We start from the raw sequence: 21,094 nt of genomic DNA on the forward strand, positions 1-21,094 counted from the left end.
GTCTGCGCCCCACCAGCCACGTGAAACCCGGCACTTGTTTTTGATTTATGTCATTGCAGAACAAATTGTTATATACCTAACTAAATACAATGAAATCGCGTGCTGGCTGTTTTTCTGTACCTCAGGTTGTCCAGAAAAAGACTTTACACATATCACCTTAAACTAGGTCAAATGCTCTGGTGTGGACGAAAACGATGACTACTATGACCCCGCCGCCTGTTTCGGCACTAATCCGCAGCGCTTTATTTGTTCGCGACCGGAAGCGCTCAAAACAGTTTTATCAGGCGCTGGGTTTAACAAACTTGTATTTCGAAGGCGTGTTATCTCACCCTTCAGCCAGTGAAGTACTGGGGCTTAGTGAACACCGGCCTTACGAAGTCAGCATTGTTAAAAGTGAAGGCCCGAATTTCGGCATGGTGGGCCTTTTCGAAATAGCCCGCTCAAACACGGATGAACCGGTGCGAAGTGGCCCTGCCCGGTGCGGAGAAAGTGCGCTGGTTTTCTATGTGGACGATTTAGATATTGTTTTGCCGGCGCTCCGTGATGCCGGCGCCATCTGGACTGGCACAGCGGTCACATTCGAACTGGGACACTTTTGTCAGCGTGAAATATGCTTGCGGGATCCTGACGGTTTTCTGCTTAATCTGGTGGAAAGACCGCCCTCCGGGCAATTGCAAAGCGGCCCTGAAATGGAATTTACGCCACTGGATTGAACTGCGGCTTACGCGGCATTAACGCACGGCATCCAGCAACAGGTTACCACTCTTCCAGCCAGCCATGAGATCCAGCAGCGCAATTTGCAGTTCAGAGACTGTGAGCTCGCCACGTCCCTGACTAATACATGCTTCTTCCCTGCGATACCAGGGGGAGAATAAATAGCTGTCCCGCAAGTAATACCAGGCGGTCTGAAAATGGGCGCCTGAGGATTCCGGCGTGAGGTCCGGCGCTTTCGCCAGAGCAACATCCGTATCATCATCGAAGTGCAGCTTACCCAGTGCAATACCGGCATGGTCAGGTACAAACAATACGTCTGTCTGCACTCCTTGTGGCTTACAGCGGGCAAATTCACCGGCCAGATAGCCACTGCGCCCAACAAACACCAGTTCGATATGCGGTGTTTTCAAAGTCTCAATCAATGTAACCAGTGTCTTCGCCGTTTCTGCAGCTGACAGCGGTTCGCCGGCCGTGTAACCGTGCCCGGGTAGATCCGGGGCAATGACGAAATGATTTTCAGATAAATCACTGATTAACTCTCTGCATTGCCGGACACTCTGAAAAAGATCATGCACCACCAGCACGGGGGTAGCTTGCGGGTCTCCGCTGAATTCACAATACAGCCCGGTCTTTCCGGCGCGGATAAACTGACGTTCGGGATGAGAGTTTTTTGCCACAGGGTCTGCCGGCAGGCTCACATTCGCACAACGCTCGTAAATGAACGCAATGGTCTCTTGCGGAATCGCCGGGTAGTCTTCAGTTATCGTCACAGAAACGTTTGCCGGAAGCGGCGGGTAATGGGGCACGTAATGCACCAGTGCGTCCGGTTTGGCCACAATCAGCATTGCCGGTACAGATAAGGCGCTGACGTCCGGCGATATATCGTAATCCAGAACAGCACGATAACCGGTTTGATAATGCTCGCCCGCCATAAGAATTTCCAGCGCACTTTCATGCATTTCTTCCACACTGGCGGGCCAGTGAATACGATGCTCCGGTGACTGTTTATACCAGGGATAGTAACAATGCTGATCGCGAATTCTGGACCACACCCCGGCAAGGTGTTCACCCGTCCGGGAAGGCGGAAATTGCGGAAAATAATGCGCGACCAGTTCGTCTCTTGTGGCCTGATCGTTAATTAAAATACCGTTTGCCACCAGTCCGCTTACGCGATCAGGATAGCGGGCGGCCAGCCTGACTCCGAATATCGCCCCGGAATGGCTGCCAAATACCACCGGCGCATCCAGAGACAAGGCATCAAATAAGGCAATGAGCGCATCAACAAAATCATCGATGGTTGCCTTCGTGTCTGCAAGAGGTACAGACAAGCCGTAGCCTGGCGTGTCGGGGGCGAAAACACTGAAGTGGGGCGCAAGCTGACGCATAAACGGCTCAAGTTCAGCAGAACTCTTTGGCGACTGATGTATTAACACCACAGGCTGACCTTTGCCTGCAAGCCGGTAATGCACAGTGCGATCTGCAACCTGCACAAAATGACGGGTAATCACTCCCCTGTCAGCGACCGTCATGCTTTATCACCGAATCCCAGATTAGCCGGTGCCAGAATACCTTTATCATCCACATGGGCCTTCAGTGCGTCGACCATATTTAATGTGACCGGTTGCAACCGGTCACGATAAGGGTAAGCCTTACCCAACTGGAAGTTAATCGCGCCGTGTTTCACAAATAAATCCGTCAGCGCGCTTTTAAGTTCATGCACATATTTGCGGGCAATGTGATTTGCCGGATAGACAGGCAATTTACTCAGGTAGTCCGCTGGCACAACCTGTCTGTGATAATCAGTAATTTCATCTGGCCAGTACAGCGCTATTTCGTACAGAAAGCCCGAAGACGCTACGGTAGCAAACATACCACCGTACCAGATCCCCAGTTCGTCCATCTTATTTTTGCGGGCCGCATAAAAAGCTTCCAGCTCTTTGTGAAAAGTCGCAACGGCAGAATGGGGAAGAATACCGTGAAGGGGGACCCAGCGCTCACCGGCAGGCCCCAGGGTGTTGTAAAACGGTGCGAAGGGCATGCCTCTGACTACCGCAGGCACTGTGGCCGGAATTTCCTGACCGAATGACTGGTTAATTTCACGGATACGGTGGATACGACTTTTCGCTTCCGCATCATTCACCCCTTCAACAATGTAGTGCGTCATATAAGGTGACTGACTGATGACCTTGCGGGCAGATACCGCAGACGTGACCAGTTGTTTTATACCAGACCACAACGACGGCGAACTTTTCAGGATCGACAGTGCCATTTTAACGACCTGTCCCGCGTTATCCTGTCGTGCAATTTGGCCCTGAGATAATGCGCCATCAAGGGAAAAATGCGTGTCTTCCAGTCTTTCCAGCGAAATGCGTCGCATGGACTCATGCATGGTTTCAAAATCGTTAAAAGCAAAGGAAACAGTCTGGTGCGCAGGACGTGGCCTTATCAGCGGGAGTGTAACGGTGGCTTTTACACCAAGGGCGCTACAGTCGCCGGTAAACAATCCGGTCAGATCCGGGCCGAAATGACGGCAAAATGGCGTGCTGCCTGCACCTGCAGAACCTGTATCCAGTAAATCACCGTTAGCCAGTACCACTTTAACCGCCTGCACACTTTGTGCAGAAATGCCGTATGCGCCTGAACCGTGACTAATTGTATTTTGTGACACTGAACCACCCACGGTAGCGTGCATTCCTGAAAATGGTCCCCAGAATGGGGTCCGCCAGCCTTTTTCCGCCAGTGTGTCTTTCAGTACTGCCCAGGTCACCCCTGCTTCTACAGTGACGTAAGCGTCCTGTTCATTGATTTCGAGGATCCGGTCCATCTTGCTCATATCCAGCAAAATCTGCGGGCCATTTTCAATCAGATAACCGTCGGTATAAGAAGCACCACCACCGCGTATGGACACCCCAACTTGCTCTTTGTAGCACACGCGCATGACCGCCTGCAGCTGCTCTGTACCACGGATGGTAACCACTGCAACCGGAGATGCTTTCTGACGATAAACGTCGGTATATAAATGTCTCGCCCGGGATGCATCCATGACATTCTCAGCCCCTGCCGCATGACGTATTTCATCGACAAAATTGTCCGATTTCAGAGTTTGCGCAGGCGCTTCTGCAGGCGTAGTGATCGTCATAAAAAACCTTGTTTGCTGATTCTGTATTTCTCGTTTGCGGGTGCCGGAGCATCTGCGTGTATGCCAGCAAACATACTACTTTGCGGCGCGCGGCGTCTTTGACAATTGTCATGGCTGGCGGCCTGTGAATATGGAGACTAGAAGCACAGTTAATACGCTCCCAAAGCGAATACGCTACGGTCACGAAGGAATAGAATTATGCAAACGTTAAACATTGCTGTGGTTGGTGCAGGTATTGCCGGTTTGACGGCTGTCATCGCTCTAGCCAGAGCAGGTCATACTGTTCAGTTGTTTGAATCAGCACCGCAACTGGGAGACGTGGGTGCAGGTATCACTCTGGCGCCGAATGCAATGCGCGGACTGGACTACATCGGTGTTGGCGATACTATTGTTGAAACTGGTATGGAGCCGTCTACACAGACCATCGATCACTGGTCTGGCGGAAATAACCTGCTGACCGTGGACCGCTCGGGTACAAAGCAACAGTACAACGCAGCCTATGTGTACATTCACCGTGCAGATCTGCACAAAATCCTGGTCGCTGCAGCCGAAAAAGAAGGTGCTCAATTGCATCTTGGTAAGCACTTGAAAACCATCGACAGCCGTGACGGTGGTGCAACCTTATATTTTGCCGACGATACACAATACGATGCCGATCTGGTCATTGGTGCTGACGGCCTTAAGTCGGTAACCCGCCAGCTGTTCAACCCGCAGCCACCTCACTTTACCGGCCACATTGCATACCGTGCACTGGCGCCGGCGTCACCGGCTATTCAGAAACTTATTGATCAGCCCGGCATGCATATCGGCCCTGGTAAAATGGTGGTTCGCTATCCCCTTCGCAAAGGCGACATTCTGAACCTGGTGTTTTTCGTGCGCCAAAATGGCTGGGAAGAAGATGGCTGGTCGATTCCTGCTGATCTTGACGAACTAAAGCAACACTTTGATGGCTGGTGCCCTGATGTACAAACCCTGCTGAATGAAATCAAACCCGGCACGGTTTTCAAATGGGCTATCAACGCTCATAAATCGCTGTCAGACGGCTGGTCAAAAAATGATTCCGTCACCCTTATCGGAGATGCGGCCCATGCCATGACGCCATTTCTTGGGCAGGGTGCAGCTACCGGCATCGAGGATGCCATCATGCTAACACGTGCCATTAACGACGCTGATTCGATGAAAGAAGCCCTTGAAAGGTATGAGACCTCACGCTTTGACCGCACCAGTTTCATTCAACAGGAATCTAACGAGAACGCAGATCGCTTACAAGGAAATGAAGCTGAGATGTATGGTCTGGGTAATCTTCGCAATGAAGAAACCCTGGGCCTGTTTAACTATGACTGTGTAAGCGAGCCAGTATGACCGCGACACTCTTTTTACACGTGGCCGCGAGGAACACATAATGACACAAGCCGTCGAAAGTACAGCTGATCAGGCTGTTATCAGTACTTCAAAAGTACCGCTTATCACGAAACTGCTCTACGGGAGCGGTCAGATTGGCGGCCAACTTTTCCGTGATGCCCCGGCAGCGCTGTTACCTCTTTTCATGACCACGATGCTGGGCGTTTCTGCCTGGGTTGCCGGTATAGTTGTTCTCATCCCTAAACTGTGGGTGATTATTTGCGACCCGGCAATGGGCGTGTGGTCAGACAAACTGAAGCCACATCATTCCCGTCGCCCTTTCCTGGCGGCCGGTGGCCTGCTTACCGGCCTGAGTTTTATGGCGCTGTTCAGTTTCAGTGAGTTTTCCTCGCCAACTATGGCAGCGGTATTTATCGGCATATTGTTCCTGATTGCATCCACAGCATTCAGTGCGTTTTCAGTGCCTTACCTCGCCATGGCATCCGAGCTCTCATCTGATGCCCATGAACGGACCAAGGTACTGTCTGTGCGTATGATTTTCGTCATCATTGGCGTAATTATGGGCATAGGGCTGGCTCAGCCGCTGGTTTATAAACTCGGTGGTGATGCCGCCGCATGGCGAACAATGGCCATTCTGTTCGGTGGCATTTGTGTGGTTGCCATGCTCGCAACAGCCTTTGGTGTACCCCGTAATTTCGGACAGATTTCACAGGATGATCCGCGCAAATTACTCAGCAGATTTGCATCCGTGAAAGAAAATAAGCCCTTCATGGTACTGGCTGCCACTTATCTTGTACAAACCATTGCTCAGGCATGTGGCTACGCCGTTGTCGGTTTCATTTTCTTATATGCGGTTGCTGATATTTCGCTTCTGTTTCCTTTTGTCATCGTGATGTGTACAGGTTCGATACTGAGTCAGCCAATGTGGGTGAAGTTGTCCGGCAAATGGGGCAAAGAAGCTGCCTTCTGGGTAGCCTGCATTGGCTGGATGCTGATCACCATTACCTGGCTCTGGGTTAAACCCGGCGACGACGTGCTGATGACATTACCCGGCTGGGGTGAGATGTCGACAGAGCATTTCCTTGTGCTTTGCCGCGCGGTGCTTATCGGCTGTACCAATTCAGGCTTTGCCCTGCTTGTCTTCTCACTGCTTACCGATGTCATCGACAAACAACGTCAAAACAAAGGAACGGTGGATGAAGGTCTGTTCTCAGGCTTTTTCTCCGCCACAGAAAAGCTGGCGTTCGCCCTCGGTCCGGTCCTGGCAGGTGCATTTTTAAGCTACACAGGATTTCAATCTTCAACAGGCGGAGCCACTGAACAGGCGCCGGAAGCCATTCACGGCATGGTACTGCTTTATTCGGTTGTACCTGCAGCGATTATGGCCATCAGCCTTTTGATTTTCACGCGCTACAAACGCGCGATGCAGAGCATGTAATTAGCAGTTTCAGGAATAACAGGATACCCCATGACAAGCATTAATTTTGAGTTTATGTCAGTCCCGAAAATCGTGTGTTCCCCCGGCGCAGCCGGCACACTGGCTGAACATTGCCGCGCACTCGCAATAACACGTCCCATGCTGGTTACCGACAAAGGTTTGCTGGCAACCGGCATCCTGGAGCCGGTCATCAGCAAACTGGAAGCTGAAGGCTTGGCCCCCTTTGTGTACAGTGATATTCAGGCCGATCCTCCTGAGCATATTGTGTTGTCAGCAAAGCAGGCGGCGGTAGACGCCGGCACTGACGGTATTATCGCGGTAGGGGGTGGCAGCAGTCTGGATGTGGCAAAGCTGATAGCAGCACTGGTGCCCGGCGACCAGCCTCTGCAGGAAATGTACGGCATTGATCAAATAAAGCAAAAGCGCTTGCCATTGATTCTGGTGCCTACCACGGCGGGGACGGGCTCTGAAGTGACGCCTATCTCTATTATCACCACCGGTGAAACCACAAAGTCCGGTGTAGTTTCTCATCAACTGTTACCGGATATTGCGCTACTGGATGCAGAACTGACACTTGGTTTACCACCGTCTATTACAGCCGCTACGGGCATTGATGCCATGGTGCACGCCATCGAAGCCTTCACCAGCAAGAAAAAGAAAAATCCGTATTCGGATATGCTGGCGAAAGAAGCTTTACGACTCATTTCGTCAAACCTGCTTACCGCTGTGCGTCAGGGCAATAATGTGGAAGCCCGTTCGAAAGTGCTGCTTGGCGCGATGCTGGCGGGACAAGCCTTTGCCAATGCGCCGGTGGCTGCAGTGCACGCCCTCGCCTATCCGCTGGGAGGCAATTATCACATTCCACACGGACTCAGTAATGCGCTGGTGTTACCCCATGTGCTGCGCTTCAATGCCAGCGATGACTGGGCCATAGAACAGTATGCGCAACTGATGACCTGTGTTACCACCGACAACTCCTGTGGCGACGCCCAGCTCGACTGCGCTCATTTCATTGAGCTGGTAGAAGCCCTGCTGATTGACGTGGCTATTCCACGTACCTTGTCGGCGCTGAATATACCCGAATCCGATCTGCCAAAACTGGCAAACGAAGCCATGCAACAACAACGTCTTCTGGTAAATAACCCGCGTTATTTAAGTGAAGCCGATGCACTGGCCATTTATCAGGCGGCCTGGTAGGCCACCCAACCCACATTGACTCACCTGGAATTCAATATGTCTAAATCAATTTTGCGAGAAAAAATCAGTAAGGGAGAGTTTGTTTTTGCTCCCGGTATTCAGGATATGATCACTGCCGTTGTTGCTAATAAAGTCGGCTTCGATGTTGTTTATGGCAGTGGCTACTGGCTGACTGCATCAGGCTATGGTTTGCCGGATGCAGGGATTGTGAGTTACACCCAGATGCTGGATCGCATGGCGACACTGGTTAAAACCAGTAACGCAGCTGTTATGGCAGATGCCGACACCGGCTTTGGCGGACTGCTGAATGTTCACCATACGGTGAAAGGCTATCAGGAAGCGGGTGTCGCAGCCATTCAGATGGAAGACCAGGAGTTTCCTAAAAAATGCGGCCATACTCCGGGTCGCCGTGTCATTCCGGTAGATGACATGGTTGAAAAAATTAAAGTGGCGGTGGATGCCCGTACTGACGAAGATATGATGATCATTGCCCGTACCGATGCTCTGCATGCGGAAGGACTTGAAGCATCAATAAAACGCTGTAACGCTTACCGCCGCGCTGGTGCTGACATCATCTTCCTCGAAGCACTTACCAACGAAGAAGAAATGCGTAAAGCCTGTGAGGCCGTCGATGCGCCGATGATGGCTAACATGTCAAACGGTGGCTTTACCCCGATGTACAGCGCAGAAAAAATGCAAGACATTGGCTTCAGTGTCGCTATTGCCCCTTCTCTGCCCGCCCTTGCAGCAGCCAACGCCGTTGAAAAAGCCCTGATTGCCATGAAAGAGCAAGGCAGCCCTGAACCAACAGGCGTGCCGATTAATAACTTTAAAGAGTTCTGTTCACTCATTGGTTTTGAAGATGTATGGGCATTTGAGAAGAAGTGGGCGAAATAAGCCACGCTGTAAGGATTGAAAAATGAGTGAAAATTTAGACGCTAACTATGCAAGCGTATATAACAACCGCATCGGCTTCGGTAAGAAACCGGCGCTGGTACTGATAGACTTCGTTGAAGCTTACTATGATAAGTCCTGCGATCTGTACGCCGATGTTGAAGATGCACTGGCATCTGCAATCCGTGTGCTTGAAGCTGCCCGTGAAGCCGGTATTCCGGTGATCTATACCAATGTGGTTTATCATCCTTCAGGCTTTAACGGCGGCACCTTCTTTAAGAAGGCAAAGCCGCTGCGCTACCTAACAGAAGGCTCCCCCATGGGCGCCTGGGCAAAAGGCCTGGCACCAAAAGAAAACGAACTGGTTATCTCAAAGCAGTATCCCAGTGCGTTTTTCGGCACATCACTGGCCTCAACGCTGACATCAGCGGGTATTGATTCGGTATTGCTTACCGGCCTCACAACCAGTGGTTGTGTTCGCGCCAGCTGTGTAGACGCCTGCTCCCACGGGTTTATTCCCATTGTTGTAGAAGAAGCCTGCGGAGACCGTCACGAAGCACCGCATCAGGCAAACCTGTTCGATATGAACGCGAAGTACGCCGATGTAGTTAAAGAATTGGAAGTCATTGATTACCTGAAATCGCTTTCAGCGTAATTGTTCCAGAGCAGCTCAAAGCAGAACGCGGCATAGGTTTTTCCTTTGCCGCGTTTTTTATTCAGGCCAGTTGCTGCGGGGTGACCATATCGAAGCCCTTCGGCAAACCGGCATCCGGGGTAAAGCCATATAACTCAACCTCTGCCGGTAAGCTCTGGCGCAGAATTTTTCTCGCCTGCAACAGCTTCCCGAACTGCACACCGGTTTTAAGCCCCATCCCTTCCAGCAAAAAAACCAGATCTTCGGTCACAATGTTGCCGGAAGCGCCGGGCGCAAACGGGCAGCCGCCGATCCCTGCCATCGACGAGTCAATCGTCCGTAAGCCGACCTCCAGCGCCATCATCACATTTGCAAAGCCCTGACCACGGGTATTATGAAGATGAATGCCGGTAAGCTTATCTTTGCCTACTGCAGCCCATACACCTTTCGTCAGGTTTTTCACCTGCAACGGCGTGCCATAACCTGTTGTATCAGACAGACCAACTTCATCACAACCTGCTTCGATAAGTTGCTCTGCCAGACCAAAAACCTTGCTTTGGGGCACCTTACCTTCAAGGGTGCAACCAAATGCGGTAGACAAGCCGCCCTCAAACACAGGACGCTCAACTTCGGGCAAGGTATTAATCAGTTCGCGGATTTGTCTGACTTCTTCGAGCATTTGTACATGGGTACGGCGCACGTTTCTGAGACTATGCGTTTCAGACACAGACAACGGAATCGTGATCTTGTGCGCGCCAGCTTTTACAGCATTTTCGGCACCACGGTAGTTCGGTACAAGTACCGCAACATTAAGATTAGCGAGAGTTCTGGCGTGGGCCACCAACTCTGCAGTGTCAGCCAGTTGCGGCAGTATTTTTGCCGGCACAAATGAACCGATTTCGATTTCAGGAATACCGGCGGCTGCCAGAGCCGAAATCCAGCGTTTTTTATCTTCTGTGGCCATAATTGGTGCAATACTTTGCAATCCGTCTCTGGGGCCTACTTCACTAATTTCTACATCAAACTGCATAGTCATGCTTTCAATCCATAGATTATTGTAATATCTATATGTCATAATAACATTCAATTTCATTACTGGCGATAGCCTGACCGGCTTTCTAATAAATTCATGGATAACCAACACGCCCGTGCAGGGAATGCTGTAAAGGTCGATTTCAGACAAATGATATCGCTGGCAGGATCTGCCGGCGGTGTGCAGGCAATGACGGCAGTGGTGGGGATCCTCACAATAAAAGTCGTCGCAACACTGGGCAGTTCAGCCATTGCCGCAGTCACTTCCGGTCAGCGCCTGTTCTTTCTTATTCAGTCAATTCTGTTTGGCCTGAACATTGGTGCCATGGCACTCATCGCCCAGAGTCAGGGGCGGGGTGAGCATGGTGAAGCTTCTCACTGGCTCCGCGTAACACTGGTGCTTGGCGTAGCAATTACCATCGGGCTGTCTGTGTGTTTCTGGTGGCTTGCAGAGCCTATTATGTACAGTCTCGGTCTGACTGATCCTGAAGCACTTTATGAAGGCGCCAGTTACATCCGTGAACTCAGCCTGTACTGCTGGTTCATTGCCATTTATTTCATTATCGCCAGCGCATTAAGAGCACTCAGCATTGCCTGGCTGCCGCTGGCTTCCGGTATCTTTTTAAACGGCACAACACTGGTACTGACGTATTTACTTGCAGGCAACTGGCAATACTATACCGACAGTGGTCCTGCAGCCGTGGCTAAAGCTGCGGGGATTGGCAATCTGCTCGGCCTGATTTTAATGCTTGGTTTGCTGTATCCCCGCTGGCGGGAATTTTTTATTGCCAGGTGGTCTCTTTCCGGCGGACGCCGGTTGTGGCGTATCAGTTACCCCGCCATCATGGAGCAATTGTTCAGGCAGGTAGCGGTGTTGTCGTTCCTGTGGGTAGTCGCCCGTTACGGCACAGCACCGTATGCAGCCTATGGCGCAGGCATTATGCTTATTTCCGTTTCCTTTGTTGTGGGTTACGGGTTCTCTGTGAGTGCCAATGTAATGATAGGTCAGGCAGTGGGGAAAAATGATCTGGCGATGGCAAAGCGCATTCTTCACGTTGCCCTTGGCTTTTCACTGACCGTAATGACAATTATGGGACTGCTGCTGGGCACATTCTGCGAGCCGCTTTCTTTGTGGTTAATTGGTGAGAGCGACGTTACCTATTACACCAGTGTGTTTATTTATTTCTTTGCCGTTGCCCAACCGGTCATGGCCATCGACTTTGTTTTGACAGGTGCCTGTCAGGGCACAGGGGATACCCGCTGGCCCATGTTTACTGTGCTGTTAAGCAATTTTGTCATCCGCTTCGGCGGCGCGTTTATTCTCATGCTGTTGGATGCACCGGTAGAGTGGATTTTTGGCATGATTGTACTGGACTACGTAGTAAAAACGGGGCTCATGTGCTGGCGGGTGTTCCGCCAGCCATGGCCGCGGGTGGTATTAAATGAGGTGGAGGCCAAAAGCTGATATCACCAGCAGCAGTATCCAGATACCTTTTACATGCCAGGCTGCACCGCCGATAGTGTTCTGAATAATTGCATTTGTATTTGCATCCCCCTGACCACTTGCCAGTTTTGCAAAAGCGGGGCCGAAAGGCTTCAGCTTAAAGCGGATAAGAATACCCAGAAGCACAACCACACCGAATAAAGCCAGCTTCCAGGCTGCCCAGTAAACAACTACCGGTCCGGCGGTAAAAACACTGAAAAAGCCGGTCAATATTGCGCCGGCACAAACGGTCACCCGTATCACCCAGTCACATTTTATAATGAGCGCTTTTGCGGTACCTGAATACCAGTGCAATGCGGCAACACATGCCAGCCAGGCCAGGCCTGTAGCCCAGATAACCGCCAGCCATCCTGACAAGAACGGCGTTAACCCCAGCGTAGTACTCAAATGCAATCCGCTCGCAAACATCAGTGGCATTGCCAGTCTGGGTCCCTGATCGGCAGCATTCAGTATTTTTGCAGCCACCACTCTGCTTTCGTGGCCCAGATCCGTTTTCAGTACATACCGGCTTGCGATGAAAGTACCGAGGTCGCCCCCTAACCAGTAAACCAGCCCCATGACATGCAGGAATTTTATTACCAGAAAATCCATTGTTTTTTCACCCTGATTTAATAACAAGATTTGCTATAAACACAACTTTATGAATTATTGTTATAACAATATTTAAAGTTAATTGACAGTAATTCATGAAAGGGATTAGTCTGGTTAAGAAATAGCCGGCCCTGCAGCCTCATCCCGTTTGTTGAGCAGGTAGCCGGTTTAATTTCCAAAAATTGCGTTTTGTCATATTCAACGGTCGATAGTCGGGGCAAAATCAGACAGGCTGGGGTGATTTCAAATGAGTGATTTTCACTTTTTTTCTTGCTGGCTAACGATTGCAAACAGCTGAACATCACCAGCTACATTTTCAAAATTATTATAAATAATCAGCCTTTAAGAGTTCATGCCAGACAATTTTCCCGTTTTCTGTCTGCCGGCTTTTTAAAAAAGGTTTGTTTTCAACGAAAACAATTTTACGTGTTGGATGAGTTATGAATAGAAGCTACCCATGGATGATCGCCGTGCTGGCAAGCGTGGTGCTGATCATCAGTAACGGAATGAGTATTTCCGGCCTGTCTGTCTTTGATGAATCACTAATATCAGAATTTGGCTGGAGTCGCGGCGAATTAAAATTCCGCGACATGATTACCTTCGGCACCAGCGCACTGCTGGCTCCCTTCGGCGGTATAATCATCGATAAGCTGGGCGTTAAACGCTGCATGCTGGCCGGGTGGGTCATGCTTGCTGTAGCTTATTTCTTATATAGCGGTGTTGAGTCACTGGCTAATCTCTATTTTGCCCATGCGCTGCTTGGCGTTGTACTGGTGTTTTGTGGCCTGAACCCGGCCATCATTCTGGTTTCCAGCTGGTTTCAGAAAAAACGGGGCGTCGCCATTGGTATCACTCTTGTAGGCACCAGTCTGGGCGGCATGATCTTTCCCCAGTACGGCACCTATATGAGTGAACTGGTGGGATGGCGCATGGCAATGACCTACGCCATGTTTTTTCCTGCCTTTATGTTTGCGATGGTTGCGCTATTTGTCAGAAACGGGCCGGAAGCTGAAGCCAGCACAAAACCACAGGATGTAGCGCTCTCGCAGGGTCTCGGTTATGTGGAGGCACTGAAAACAAAAGCATTCTGGGCCATTTCTGTGGTCGCTATGACGACGTTCTACACGGTGCTGGCGGTGCAGGCGCATCTGTTCCTTTACTTGCGGGATCTCGACTTTACGCCGGCTTCCGCCACTAACGCTATCAGTCTGTTTTTCCTCTGCGCAGTGATCGGTAAATTCGTTTTCGGTCTGCTGTCAGACTACCTGAATTACAAACTGGTCTTCATCGGCAACATTATTGTTATGCTCACCGGCTCGGCGTGCCTTGCGATGATGAACAGCAGCCTGATTTGGATTGCTATTGTTCTGTTTGGCCTTGGCTGGGGCGGTGTGTACACTACAATACAATTATCCGCTGTGAATTGTTTCGGACTGGTTTCTGCAGGCAAAATCCTCGGCACCATCGCCGTGCTGGATTGTCTTGGTGGTGGTCTGGGCATCTGGTTAACCGGTGTTTTCTATTCCATGTACGGTGACTACCAGGTCGCATTCATGATTTTCGTTGTGTTAATCATTACAGCTTTAATTTTTGTAACGCAAATTGCCACACCGGCAAAACAAAATCATGACATGCTTGCCGGAGCAGCAAAGTAGTTCTGCTTCCCTTCCGGCCCCAACGGCATGTCGCTACCCGGTGAAACTATGACTTTTATCATAGTTTCACCGCGCATCTTCCCTTACTCTGCCAGTCAACGTTTCCCTTAACAGGCATGAATACAGGCTATGAGCGACTTAAAAAACACGCAAATTGTACTGGCTAAAACGCCGGAAGGTACGCCCGTACCATCAGACTTTACGACCCGTTCTGTCGAAGTAACGCCCCCCAAAGCCGGCGAAGTGCTGGTAAAAAACCTTTACCTTTCTCTCGACCCGTACATGCGTAGTCAGATTGCCGGCAGGCACTTATCCGGTGCGATCACGCCGGGCGATTTAATGAAAGGCGAAACCATAGCTGAAGTGGTTCAAAGTGAAGATCCGGCTTTCAGTGCCGGCGATATTGTCAGAGGCTTCGGCGGCTGGCAGGAATACGCCGTGATGGACGGGAAAACCTTGTCTGCCGTTCATGCCCCCGTAGACAACAATGCAGCCTATCTTTCCGCGCTGGGCACCACAGGGCTTACCGCCTGGGCGGGCATTGTCTGCACTGCAAAACCAGCCCCGGGCGATGTGGTTGTCATTCCCGCTGCAACGGGGGGCGTAGGTGCTACAGCTGCCCAGCTGGCTAAACTCTACGGCTGTAAGGTTGTGGGTATTGCCGGCGGCAAAGAGAAATGCGACAAGGCCGTTAAAGAAATCGGCTACGATATCTGTCTGGATCGCAAAGCCGGTGACATTGCTGAGCAACTTAAAGCAGCCTGCCCTGACGGTATTAACGTCTATTTTGATTTAGTTGGCGGAGAACTGTTAAACACTATCTCTTCTCAACTTGCTGTTGGTGCCAGAGTGGTGCTGTGCGGCATTATGTCTGAACTTAACAGTACCAGCCGTGCCGGCGGCCCTCATCCTGCGATGTGGATCAAATCCCGGGCACAGGTTACCGGCCTTGTAGTCTATGACTACGAACCCCGGAGAGCAGAATTTGTGGAGTATTGCCTGCCCCATTATCTGAACGGCAAACTGAAAACCTTCGAAGATGTTTCTCAGGGTCTTGCCAGTGCTCCGGACGCTTTCTGTCGCTTAATGCGCGGTGAAAACACCGGGAAAGTTATTGTAAAGATTTAACGTTGTCACTTTACCCGGATTCAGGACACGACCGGGTAAAGTTTCCTCACGGAATGGTTATGAAAAAATACTATCTGGACTTGCCTGCAGGGCAAATTCACTATATCAAAGCCGGACAGGGCGAACCCTTGTTACTGTTGCATCAGGCACCAATGAGCAGCATTGAGTGGGAAAATATTATTCCCGTTCTGGCACAGCATTTTACTGTGTATGCACCGGATATGGCCGGACATGGTCAATCCTACGAGCCATCTGCCGCCATGAACATTCCGGATTTTGCGCAAGACACCATCGCTTTTATGGACGCCCATGGCATTGATAAAGCCTTTGTTGCCGGCAACCATTCAGGTGCAGCACTGGCAACCTGTCTTGCGGTTAACTGGCCTGAGAGAGTGAAGAAGCTGGTGATTTCCTGCGAAATGCTGATTTCTAAAGCGCAAATTGTTCAGTTTGTGGCTGCGATTAGAGCAAAGCCGCTATCCAGGGATATTCCTTTCGATGCGGACGGCAAGTTCATATCCGATGCCTGGCTGCGATATGCCGCACTGGCACCGACAGCTTCACTGGATACACGTTATAAGCCGTTCATTCACGGCCAACTGGCAAGACTCCGGAAGTTTGATATTCACGAACCGGTGCTGGACTGGATGGGCGCTGAAGACTGGATGTCACAAATCCCCTGTCCCACCCTGGTATTCGGCGCTGAAAACGATTTGTTTTTTGACGAAGATAAACTGGAAGAAGCCAAATCACGGATTGCGGATGCTCAAACCCGGGTGATTCAAGACGCAGGGGCTCTGAGCACTTTTGAACAACCTGCCGCCATTGCAGATATGCTGCTGACCTTCTTTAAGCAGTAAAACGGGGCCGGTTGCGGCCCTGCTATTTATTCCGCTCAGTCAGCTCGAACAGCTTCGCTTCTTTTAAAAACGCATACATAGATTCAATGTACGCGTGGGTCAGTCCCCGCTTGCCAGATAAAAAGTGCCGTTTGAACAGGTAAGTTTTTAAAAAAGTCAGCGGGAAAACCAGCAACAATTTCAGTAAAGACGGCTTTTTGTTGCTGTTAAATTTCTGCTGCGCTTTCAGCGATGAATAACTGTTCTGTTTATTCATCAGCAGCTCGGTACTGCCATAGCCATAGTGCATGACCAGCCCTTTAATATCGCCGGTGGTAGTACCCTTTTCCAGTTTTACATTTTCATGCACCATGCGATCTTCAGGGTAACGGGCAGTGCCCTGTCTGAACAACCGCACAATATGGCGCTTTGCTGCTTTAGACGACATGGGTCTGCCCCAGAAAATATCTTCGAAGTGCAGACGGTACGCACCGTGCGACGGGTTTTCGCCGGTAACTACTGTTTGAATGTGTGCTGCGGATTCTTCACTCAGCACCTCGTCACCATCAAGGTTCAATAACCAGGGCTGAGTACACTGACTCATCGCAAAGGCCTTTTGTTTAGCAAAGCCGGGCCAGTTCCGGTGGATCACTCTGGCCCCGTGACGCTCTGCAATCATGATGGTGTCATCGGTACTGCCGGAGTCCACCACAATAATTTCTGCAGCAAAGCTGACAGCAGAAAGTACCTCGTCCAGCCTCTCGGCTTCATTGAACGTAATCAGATAAACACTCAGTGGACACGGGTTACTCACCGGCACTTCCTTCTCTGTTCATGGCCCACAGTGCGGCGTATTTATGAAACCCGTACTGGGCAAGAATAATGGCCATCATCAATCCGGCTCTGCCATCCAGAAAGCCACCGCGTAGCACATACTGTTGCAGAAAATCGGTAAAGAAACGCAGACAGGCATAACCCAACGACGCCTTTTTACCACGGGCAAATTTATCTTTTGCAGACAATACCGCGTACTGTACATGCTTATCGATAGCGTGTTTATAGTTACGCCAGCTGTAATGCAATAAAGGCGATTTCAGCACCAGTACCTGCTCTTTTTCCAGAATCAGCGATTCATGCACGCTGGCTTCTTTGAACTTCGCACCATGCTTTAAGAACAATTTACCCTGCGGCGTGCTGTAACGTCCGTGCTTCAGCACCGAACCCAAAAAAACAGTATGCCATGGGCATTTTATGAAATTTGCAGACAGGTGCTCTGAGGACAACACAGCCACAATCTCATCTCTGAGAGCAGGCGTGACTACTTCATCGGCATCGATGTTCAGTACCCAGTCATGTTTACAATAAGTAAGGGCACGGTTTCGTTGTACACCGTAACCCGGCCAGTCTGTTTCGATGACCTCGTCTACATACTTTTTGGCGATACCGACGGTATCATCCGTACTTCCTGAGTCCAGCACAATGAGTTGATCGACCCAGCCATGCAGTGATTTCAGGCAACGCTCAATTCTGTCGCCTTCATTTTTGGCAATAACAAAACAGGATAACTGCCGTTTAGCTGGCATGAAGCTTCCTCTCAGGACCCGGGATGAAAGGCGCTATTTTGTCCCATACAAGATTATTGTCAAACCGCATACTGCTGTTTACGACACAAAATAAACCGTGTCCGTTCGGGGCGAAGCTTTGCTCTGCCTGCCAGGCTTCAAAAGGGTGTGAATCGTGAATTAACAGCGCCTGAGGATTTTCAGCTGTGCAGGCATCCACGTGGTATTGCTCCAACATATTGCGCTTGTGCGCCGTCAGATAATACAGAGAATATTCGGTCCATCTGCCACGGCGATGCCGGTAGAGGGTCCAGTTCGTTGGCGATTTAGGATTATGCAGACCGCATAATTTATCCACCCAAGACCCCTTACCACGCAGGTTAGCGGCAATTTCTTCGCCGGTAGCTTCGCTGATGTCACTGGCCATCAGCGCCGGAGTTACTGTCATGCCCAGCTCAGGATTCCCCGCATCGCCGGACATTTTTAAGATGCGGGCGGAAGACTTCCACCATTTGGGATGCTGCGCCCGCTGCTCGTACTGGATAAGCGCTTTGCCGCCGGGTAATAAAAGCGATTCAGTTAACGGACGCAGGCAAATCGCATCGGCATCCAGTGTCAGATAATAAGGCGTAGTAATCGCTCTCGGTGCTGCCAGCTTAACGATTTGCTGCTTACGCCAGCCGCGGACCTGACGGTGCTTTTCAAATTCCGGAATAAGCGCTTCTTCGGACATCACGCGGATAAAAAATTCTGACCATTTCGCGGTGCGCCGGCGAATAATATCCACTTCATCCGGTGGACAGACAATCAGAAACTCACTGAATACCTCAGCGGCATTAAACGCACTGAACGTGGAAAATAAAATTTCCGTGCGGCCCAGATCATCAACACCGTAACTTCCCTGTATACATAATGGCAAAACTGCTGTGATAGCCATAGTGATGAAAACCTCCTGTTTATGAAATATCTTAAATCTTTATGTCTTTGTTCTGCTTTGTGACGGAGTACAAAGATGGGTTTAAAAGAGTTTAAAAGAGAAAACACCATCAAACGCAAACAAAAAGACACGGTTACCATTGCCCAGTTCATATTTTTACGCTTCTTTTTACAGTATTTATATTTTCTGAAAAGAATCGTCAGTCAAGTGTATGTGTTTGTACATATTACGATGAGAGACTCTGTATGCTCAGAGTATATGGAAAGGCTGCGATACCATATTCGACGAACGTAGGAGTGGGTCGGGTAACTTAAAGAAGAAACGCTTAAAATCGTGAATATACTGACGCACATTCACGATTCAGTTTTTCAGCATTCTACAGATCCAGCACTAAGCGTCCGCTTCTGGCCCGCGAACAGCAAGGGGTGATCAGTTTCATCTGTTGTTTTTCTTCGTCGGTGAGAAAGACATCGCGGTGATCGGCTTCGCCATCCAGCAAGCCGGTGACACAGGTGCCGCACACCCCTTCTTCACAGGAAACCGGCACAAACACGTCATTTTCTTCCAGTACCGAGAGGATTGTGCTGTCTTTATTCACGGTGAAGATGTCACCACTGGATTTGAGTTCAATCTCAAATGCTTTATCTGATGAGGTATCTGTTTCTGCTGCGGTGAAAAACTCGCGGTGCAGTTGTGAAGGCGATAACCCGGCGTTCTTTGCCGCATTAAGCACATCTTGTATGAACGCGCCCGGCCCGCACACATACACCTGTGCTTTATCAGGAACACCGTAAAAACAACTGTTCAGATCAACCCGCTTACCGGCGAATGCAGCTTTACTGATAACGTGTACACAGGATGCCGGCCCGAGCCGGTCTGCATACACGGCTCGTTTGTCGTCAGCAACTGCATAGAAAACACGGAACGGCCGCTCTGCTTTCTGACAGGCTTCAGCCATGGTCACAATGGGCGTAATACCAATACCCGCAGCAAACAGGTAGCAGGGCGCTTCGCTGTTATCGAGAGCAAAGTGATTGCGGGGTTCACTGATGATCAGCGTATCGCCTTTCTGCACAGTTTCGTGCACGCTCACAGAGCCGCCACGACTTTGTTTGTCTTTTAAAACGGCGATGGTGTAATGATTATCTTGCGGCTGACCGCACAGGGAATACTGACGGGTGAAATCACCCGGCAACTGCACATCAATGTGTGCACCGGCTTGCCACTCAGGCAACCGGAGGCCATTTTCAGCCACCAGCTTTAACTCACATACCGAATCATTGAGTAATATTTTAGAGACGACTGTCGCTTTAATCATGCCACCTGCTCCGCAGCAGAAGACTCCGATTCAAGCTTGATAGCTTTTGTGATCATGCGTCTTGCTTGCACACCGCCAGCATCGATATCCAGTTTCAGTAGATGACGTTCAGGATAGCGGCTGAGGTTCCGTTGCTGCCGTTCCAGCATTTCCTGATCTTCGGCAAAAATTTTACCCTGCCCCTCGCGAATCTTATCGGTCAGCGCAGGATCCTGCGGTTTGAATTTTCTGGCCATACCCCAGAAATACAGAATAGAAGTGTCGGTCGCCGGCGTGATGAAATCCACCACAATACTGCTGGCTTTCACCTCATCGGGTGCGTGATACCCGCCTTTACCGGCCAGAGCTACGCCCACTTCAATCATCACGTGACTGGGTAAGTCGAAACGGCAAATTTGCCAGCGATCTACCGGCGCATTCTTATCCAGCCCGTTCATCTCCATTGCAGCCTGCCAGAATGGCGGAGGCATAATATTTTCCATAAACCGGCTGGTCACCACCTGCTTACCTTCCATAGTGGTTTTTACCGGTGTTTCATCAATTTCCTTTTGTCCGATACTGGTGGCATGTACGTAAGTTTCGTGCGTTAAATCCATGAGATTGTCTATCATCAGCCGGTAATCACAGGCGATTTCATACAGCCCGCCGCCGTACGCCCACTCAGGACTTTCTGCCCACTCGAGATGAGGAATGTCAGACACACAGGCTTTTTCTTTGTCGCCGGGCCATATCCAGATATAGCCATACTTTTCCTCAACAGGAATAGCGCGAATGCAGGGAAAACGTTCCGTTCTCTGATTGGGCATAGAGTAAGTTTTACCGGTTTTGTCCATTTGCAAACCGTGATAACCGCATACCAGCTTGCCATCTTCCACATAACCCAGCGACAAGGGAGCTCCCCGGTGAGGGCAGAAATCTTCAACGGCCTGAATTGCCCCTGTTTCATCACGATAAAAAGCAATATCGATATTGCATACGGTTCTGCCAAGTGGCGCAGTGGCATTGACCTCGTCAGCCGCTGCCGCCACATACCAGGTATTTTTCATAAACGTCGTCATAGGAACACCCTGAAATTGGATCCAATGTTAAAGTAAAGTAACGGTATTAACTCTACACTAACTTTGATATTGGATCCAATAGATCATTATTC

Annotated in this window: 19 protein-coding genes; 10 read left to right on the forward strand and 9 right to left on the reverse strand. The window is 50.2% G+C overall.

Translation table 11 applies throughout. From position 1 onward, the window contains the following. Positions 1 to 194 precede the first annotated feature (194 nt). Positions 195 to 713, forward strand: a complete 519-nt coding sequence (locus ACXAGC_RS08700; RefSeq protein WP_474844053.1) for a VOC family protein — start codon at positions 195 to 197, stop codon at positions 711 to 713. Between the two features lie 18 nt (positions 714 to 731). Here ACXAGC_RS08700 and ACXAGC_RS08705 read toward each other — a convergent pair whose 3' ends face one another. Together ACXAGC_RS08705 and ACXAGC_RS08710 are read right to left on the reverse strand one after the other, a co-directional pair. Next, a complete protein-coding gene (locus ACXAGC_RS08705; RefSeq protein WP_474844054.1) occupies positions 732 to 2,243 on the reverse strand; it encodes an alpha/beta fold hydrolase in 1,512 nt (503 codons plus the stop codon). Continuing rightward, entirely contained in the window at positions 2,240 to 3,853 is a 1,614-nt protein-coding gene (locus ACXAGC_RS08710; RefSeq protein ID WP_474844055.1) for an FAD-binding oxidoreductase, read from the reverse strand. The genes ACXAGC_RS08705 and ACXAGC_RS08710 overlap by 4 nt, the downstream gene beginning before the upstream one ends. Before the next feature lie 198 nt (positions 3,854 to 4,051). Between ACXAGC_RS08710 and ACXAGC_RS08715 the strand changes: the two genes are divergently transcribed. Genes ACXAGC_RS08715 through ACXAGC_RS08735 form a run of 5 tightly spaced genes read left to right on the forward strand, consistent with a single transcriptional unit; the run spans position 4,052 to position 9,399 of the window. Then, on the forward strand, positions 4,052 to 5,215 hold the full coding sequence (locus ACXAGC_RS08715) for an FAD-dependent monooxygenase (RefSeq protein WP_474844056.1): 1,164 nt from the start codon (positions 4,052 to 4,054) through the stop codon (positions 5,213 to 5,215). Positions 5,216 to 5,255: 40 nt separating this feature from the next. Further along, on the forward strand, positions 5,256 to 6,653 hold the full coding sequence (locus ACXAGC_RS08720; RefSeq protein WP_474844057.1) for an MFS transporter: 1,398 nt from the start codon (positions 5,256 to 5,258) through the stop codon (positions 6,651 to 6,653). A 30-nt stretch (positions 6,654 to 6,683) separates the two neighbouring features. Beyond that, positions 6,684 to 7,850: an iron-containing alcohol dehydrogenase gene (locus ACXAGC_RS08725; protein WP_474844058.1), complete on the forward strand. Its 1,167-nt coding sequence runs from the start codon at positions 6,684 to 6,686 to the stop codon at positions 7,848 to 7,850. A gap of 36 nt (positions 7,851 to 7,886) precedes the next feature. After that, positions 7,887 to 8,747, forward strand: a complete 861-nt coding sequence (locus ACXAGC_RS08730) for an isocitrate lyase/PEP mutase family protein (protein ID WP_303573235.1) — start codon at positions 7,887 to 7,889, stop codon at positions 8,745 to 8,747. A gap of 22 nt (positions 8,748 to 8,769) precedes the next feature. Then, positions 8,770 to 9,399 (forward strand): isochorismatase family protein, encoded by a 630-nt coding sequence (locus ACXAGC_RS08735; RefSeq protein ID WP_474844059.1) that lies wholly within the window; start codon positions 8,770 to 8,772, stop codon positions 9,397 to 9,399. Positions 9,400 to 9,460: 61 nt separating this feature from the next. Here ACXAGC_RS08735 and ACXAGC_RS08740 read toward each other — a convergent pair whose 3' ends face one another. Further along, a complete protein-coding gene (locus ACXAGC_RS08740) occupies positions 9,461 to 10,414 on the reverse strand; it encodes a hydroxymethylglutaryl-CoA lyase (RefSeq protein WP_474844060.1) in 954 nt (317 codons plus the stop codon). A gap of 93 nt (positions 10,415 to 10,507) precedes the next feature. On the opposite strand from ACXAGC_RS08740, the gene ACXAGC_RS08745 reads away from it, so the two are divergent. After that, positions 10,508 to 11,875 carry an MATE family efflux transporter gene (locus ACXAGC_RS08745; RefSeq protein ID WP_474844061.1) on the forward strand — a complete coding sequence of 456 codons (1,368 nt, stop codon included), beginning with the start codon at positions 10,508 to 10,510 and terminating at the stop codon, positions 11,873 to 11,875. On the opposite strand, the gene ACXAGC_RS08750 is transcribed toward ACXAGC_RS08745, so the two are convergent. Further along, positions 11,849 to 12,505: a hypothetical protein gene (locus ACXAGC_RS08750; protein ID WP_474844062.1), complete on the reverse strand. Its 657-nt coding sequence runs from the start codon at positions 12,503 to 12,505 to the stop codon at positions 11,849 to 11,851. The two genes, ACXAGC_RS08745 and ACXAGC_RS08750, sit on opposite strands and share 27 nt — an antisense overlap. 440 nt (positions 12,506 to 12,945) lie before the next feature. Between ACXAGC_RS08750 and ACXAGC_RS08755 the strand changes: the two genes are divergently transcribed. The 3 genes from ACXAGC_RS08755 to ACXAGC_RS08765 all read left to right on the forward strand — a co-directional run bounded on the left by ACXAGC_RS08755 (position 12,946) and on the right by ACXAGC_RS08765 (position 16,148). Then, positions 12,946 to 14,160 (forward strand): MFS transporter, encoded by a 1,215-nt coding sequence (locus tag ACXAGC_RS08755; RefSeq protein WP_474844063.1) that lies wholly within the window; start codon positions 12,946 to 12,948, stop codon positions 14,158 to 14,160. 129 nt (positions 14,161 to 14,289) lie between these two features. Continuing rightward, positions 14,290 to 15,288, forward strand: a complete 999-nt coding sequence (locus ACXAGC_RS08760; RefSeq protein WP_474844064.1) for an NADP-dependent oxidoreductase — start codon at positions 14,290 to 14,292, stop codon at positions 15,286 to 15,288. A gap of 59 nt (positions 15,289 to 15,347) precedes the next feature. Then, positions 15,348 to 16,148, forward strand: a complete 801-nt coding sequence (locus ACXAGC_RS08765) for an alpha/beta fold hydrolase (protein WP_474844065.1) — start codon at positions 15,348 to 15,350, stop codon at positions 16,146 to 16,148. A gap of 22 nt (positions 16,149 to 16,170) precedes the next feature. Here ACXAGC_RS08765 and ACXAGC_RS08770 read toward each other — a convergent pair whose 3' ends face one another. From ACXAGC_RS08770 to ACXAGC_RS08790, 5 genes are all read right to left on the reverse strand, one after another. Then, positions 16,171 to 16,941, reverse strand: a complete 771-nt coding sequence (locus tag ACXAGC_RS08770) for a glycosyltransferase family 2 protein (RefSeq protein WP_474844066.1) — start codon at positions 16,939 to 16,941, stop codon at positions 16,171 to 16,173. Continuing rightward, a complete protein-coding gene (locus ACXAGC_RS08775) occupies positions 16,934 to 17,710 on the reverse strand; it encodes a glycosyltransferase family 2 protein (protein ID WP_474844067.1) in 777 nt (258 codons plus the stop codon). Before ACXAGC_RS08775 ends, ACXAGC_RS08770 begins: the two co-directional genes overlap by 8 nt. Further along, entirely contained in the window at positions 17,700 to 18,626 is a 927-nt protein-coding gene (locus ACXAGC_RS08780) for a DUF6492 family protein (protein ID WP_474844068.1), read from the reverse strand. Before ACXAGC_RS08780 ends, ACXAGC_RS08775 begins: the two co-directional genes overlap by 11 nt. A gap of 376 nt (positions 18,627 to 19,002) precedes the next feature. After that, the gene (locus tag ACXAGC_RS08785; protein WP_474844069.1) at positions 19,003 to 19,944 is read right to left on the reverse strand and encodes a PDR/VanB family oxidoreductase; all 942 of its coding nucleotides are present in this window, start codon (positions 19,942 to 19,944) and stop codon (positions 19,003 to 19,005) included. Next, on the reverse strand, positions 19,941 to 21,002 hold the full coding sequence (locus ACXAGC_RS08790; protein ID WP_474844070.1) for an aromatic ring-hydroxylating dioxygenase subunit alpha: 1,062 nt from the start codon (positions 21,000 to 21,002) through the stop codon (positions 19,941 to 19,943). Before ACXAGC_RS08790 ends, ACXAGC_RS08785 begins: the two co-directional genes overlap by 4 nt. Positions 21,003 to 21,094 lie beyond the last annotated feature (92 nt).

The sequence above is a fragment of the Alteromonas sp. AWJ4_197 genome (assembly GCF_056160285.1).

What these genes read in the sequence shown, in the direction of transcription:
- ACXAGC_RS08700 (WP_474844053.1), top strand. Translation starts at nt 195, where the DNA reads ATGACTACTATGACCCCGCCGCCTGTTTCGGCACTAATCCGCAGCGCT.
- ACXAGC_RS08705 (WP_474844054.1), bottom strand. Translation starts at nt 2,243, where the DNA reads ATGACGGTCGCTGACAGGGGAGTGATTACCCGTCATTTTGTGCAGGTT.
- ACXAGC_RS08710 (WP_474844055.1), bottom strand. Translation starts at nt 3,853, where the DNA reads ATGACGATCACTACGCCTGCAGAAGCGCCTGCGCAAACTCTGAAATCG.
- ACXAGC_RS08715 (WP_474844056.1), top strand. Translation starts at nt 4,052, where the DNA reads ATGCAAACGTTAAACATTGCTGTGGTTGGTGCAGGTATTGCCGGTTTG.
- ACXAGC_RS08720 (WP_474844057.1), top strand. Translation starts at nt 5,256, where the DNA reads ATGACACAAGCCGTCGAAAGTACAGCTGATCAGGCTGTTATCAGTACT.
- ACXAGC_RS08725 (WP_474844058.1), top strand. Translation starts at nt 6,684, where the DNA reads ATGACAAGCATTAATTTTGAGTTTATGTCAGTCCCGAAAATCGTGTGT.
- ACXAGC_RS08730 (WP_303573235.1), top strand. Translation starts at nt 7,887, where the DNA reads ATGTCTAAATCAATTTTGCGAGAAAAAATCAGTAAGGGAGAGTTTGTT.
- ACXAGC_RS08735 (WP_474844059.1), top strand. Translation starts at nt 8,770, where the DNA reads ATGAGTGAAAATTTAGACGCTAACTATGCAAGCGTATATAACAACCGC.
- ACXAGC_RS08740 (WP_474844060.1), bottom strand. Translation starts at nt 10,414, where the DNA reads ATGACTATGCAGTTTGATGTAGAAATTAGTGAAGTAGGCCCCAGAGAC.
- ACXAGC_RS08745 (WP_474844061.1), top strand. Translation starts at nt 10,508, where the DNA reads ATGGATAACCAACACGCCCGTGCAGGGAATGCTGTAAAGGTCGATTTC.
- ACXAGC_RS08750 (WP_474844062.1), bottom strand. Translation starts at nt 12,505, where the DNA reads ATGGATTTTCTGGTAATAAAATTCCTGCATGTCATGGGGCTGGTTTAC.
- ACXAGC_RS08755 (WP_474844063.1), top strand. Translation starts at nt 12,946, where the DNA reads ATGAATAGAAGCTACCCATGGATGATCGCCGTGCTGGCAAGCGTGGTG.
- ACXAGC_RS08760 (WP_474844064.1), top strand. Translation starts at nt 14,290, where the DNA reads ATGAGCGACTTAAAAAACACGCAAATTGTACTGGCTAAAACGCCGGAA.
- ACXAGC_RS08765 (WP_474844065.1), top strand. Translation starts at nt 15,348, where the DNA reads ATGAAAAAATACTATCTGGACTTGCCTGCAGGGCAAATTCACTATATC.
- ACXAGC_RS08775 (WP_474844067.1), bottom strand. Translation starts at nt 17,710, where the DNA reads ATGCCAGCTAAACGGCAGTTATCCTGTTTTGTTATTGCCAAAAATGAA.
- ACXAGC_RS08780 (WP_474844068.1), bottom strand. Translation starts at nt 18,626, where the DNA reads ATGGCTATCACAGCAGTTTTGCCATTATGTATACAGGGAAGTTACGGT.
- ACXAGC_RS08785 (WP_474844069.1), bottom strand. Translation starts at nt 19,944, where the DNA reads ATGATTAAAGCGACAGTCGTCTCTAAAATATTACTCAATGATTCGGTA.
- ACXAGC_RS08790 (WP_474844070.1), bottom strand. Translation starts at nt 21,002, where the DNA reads ATGACGACGTTTATGAAAAATACCTGGTATGTGGCGGCAGCGGCTGAC.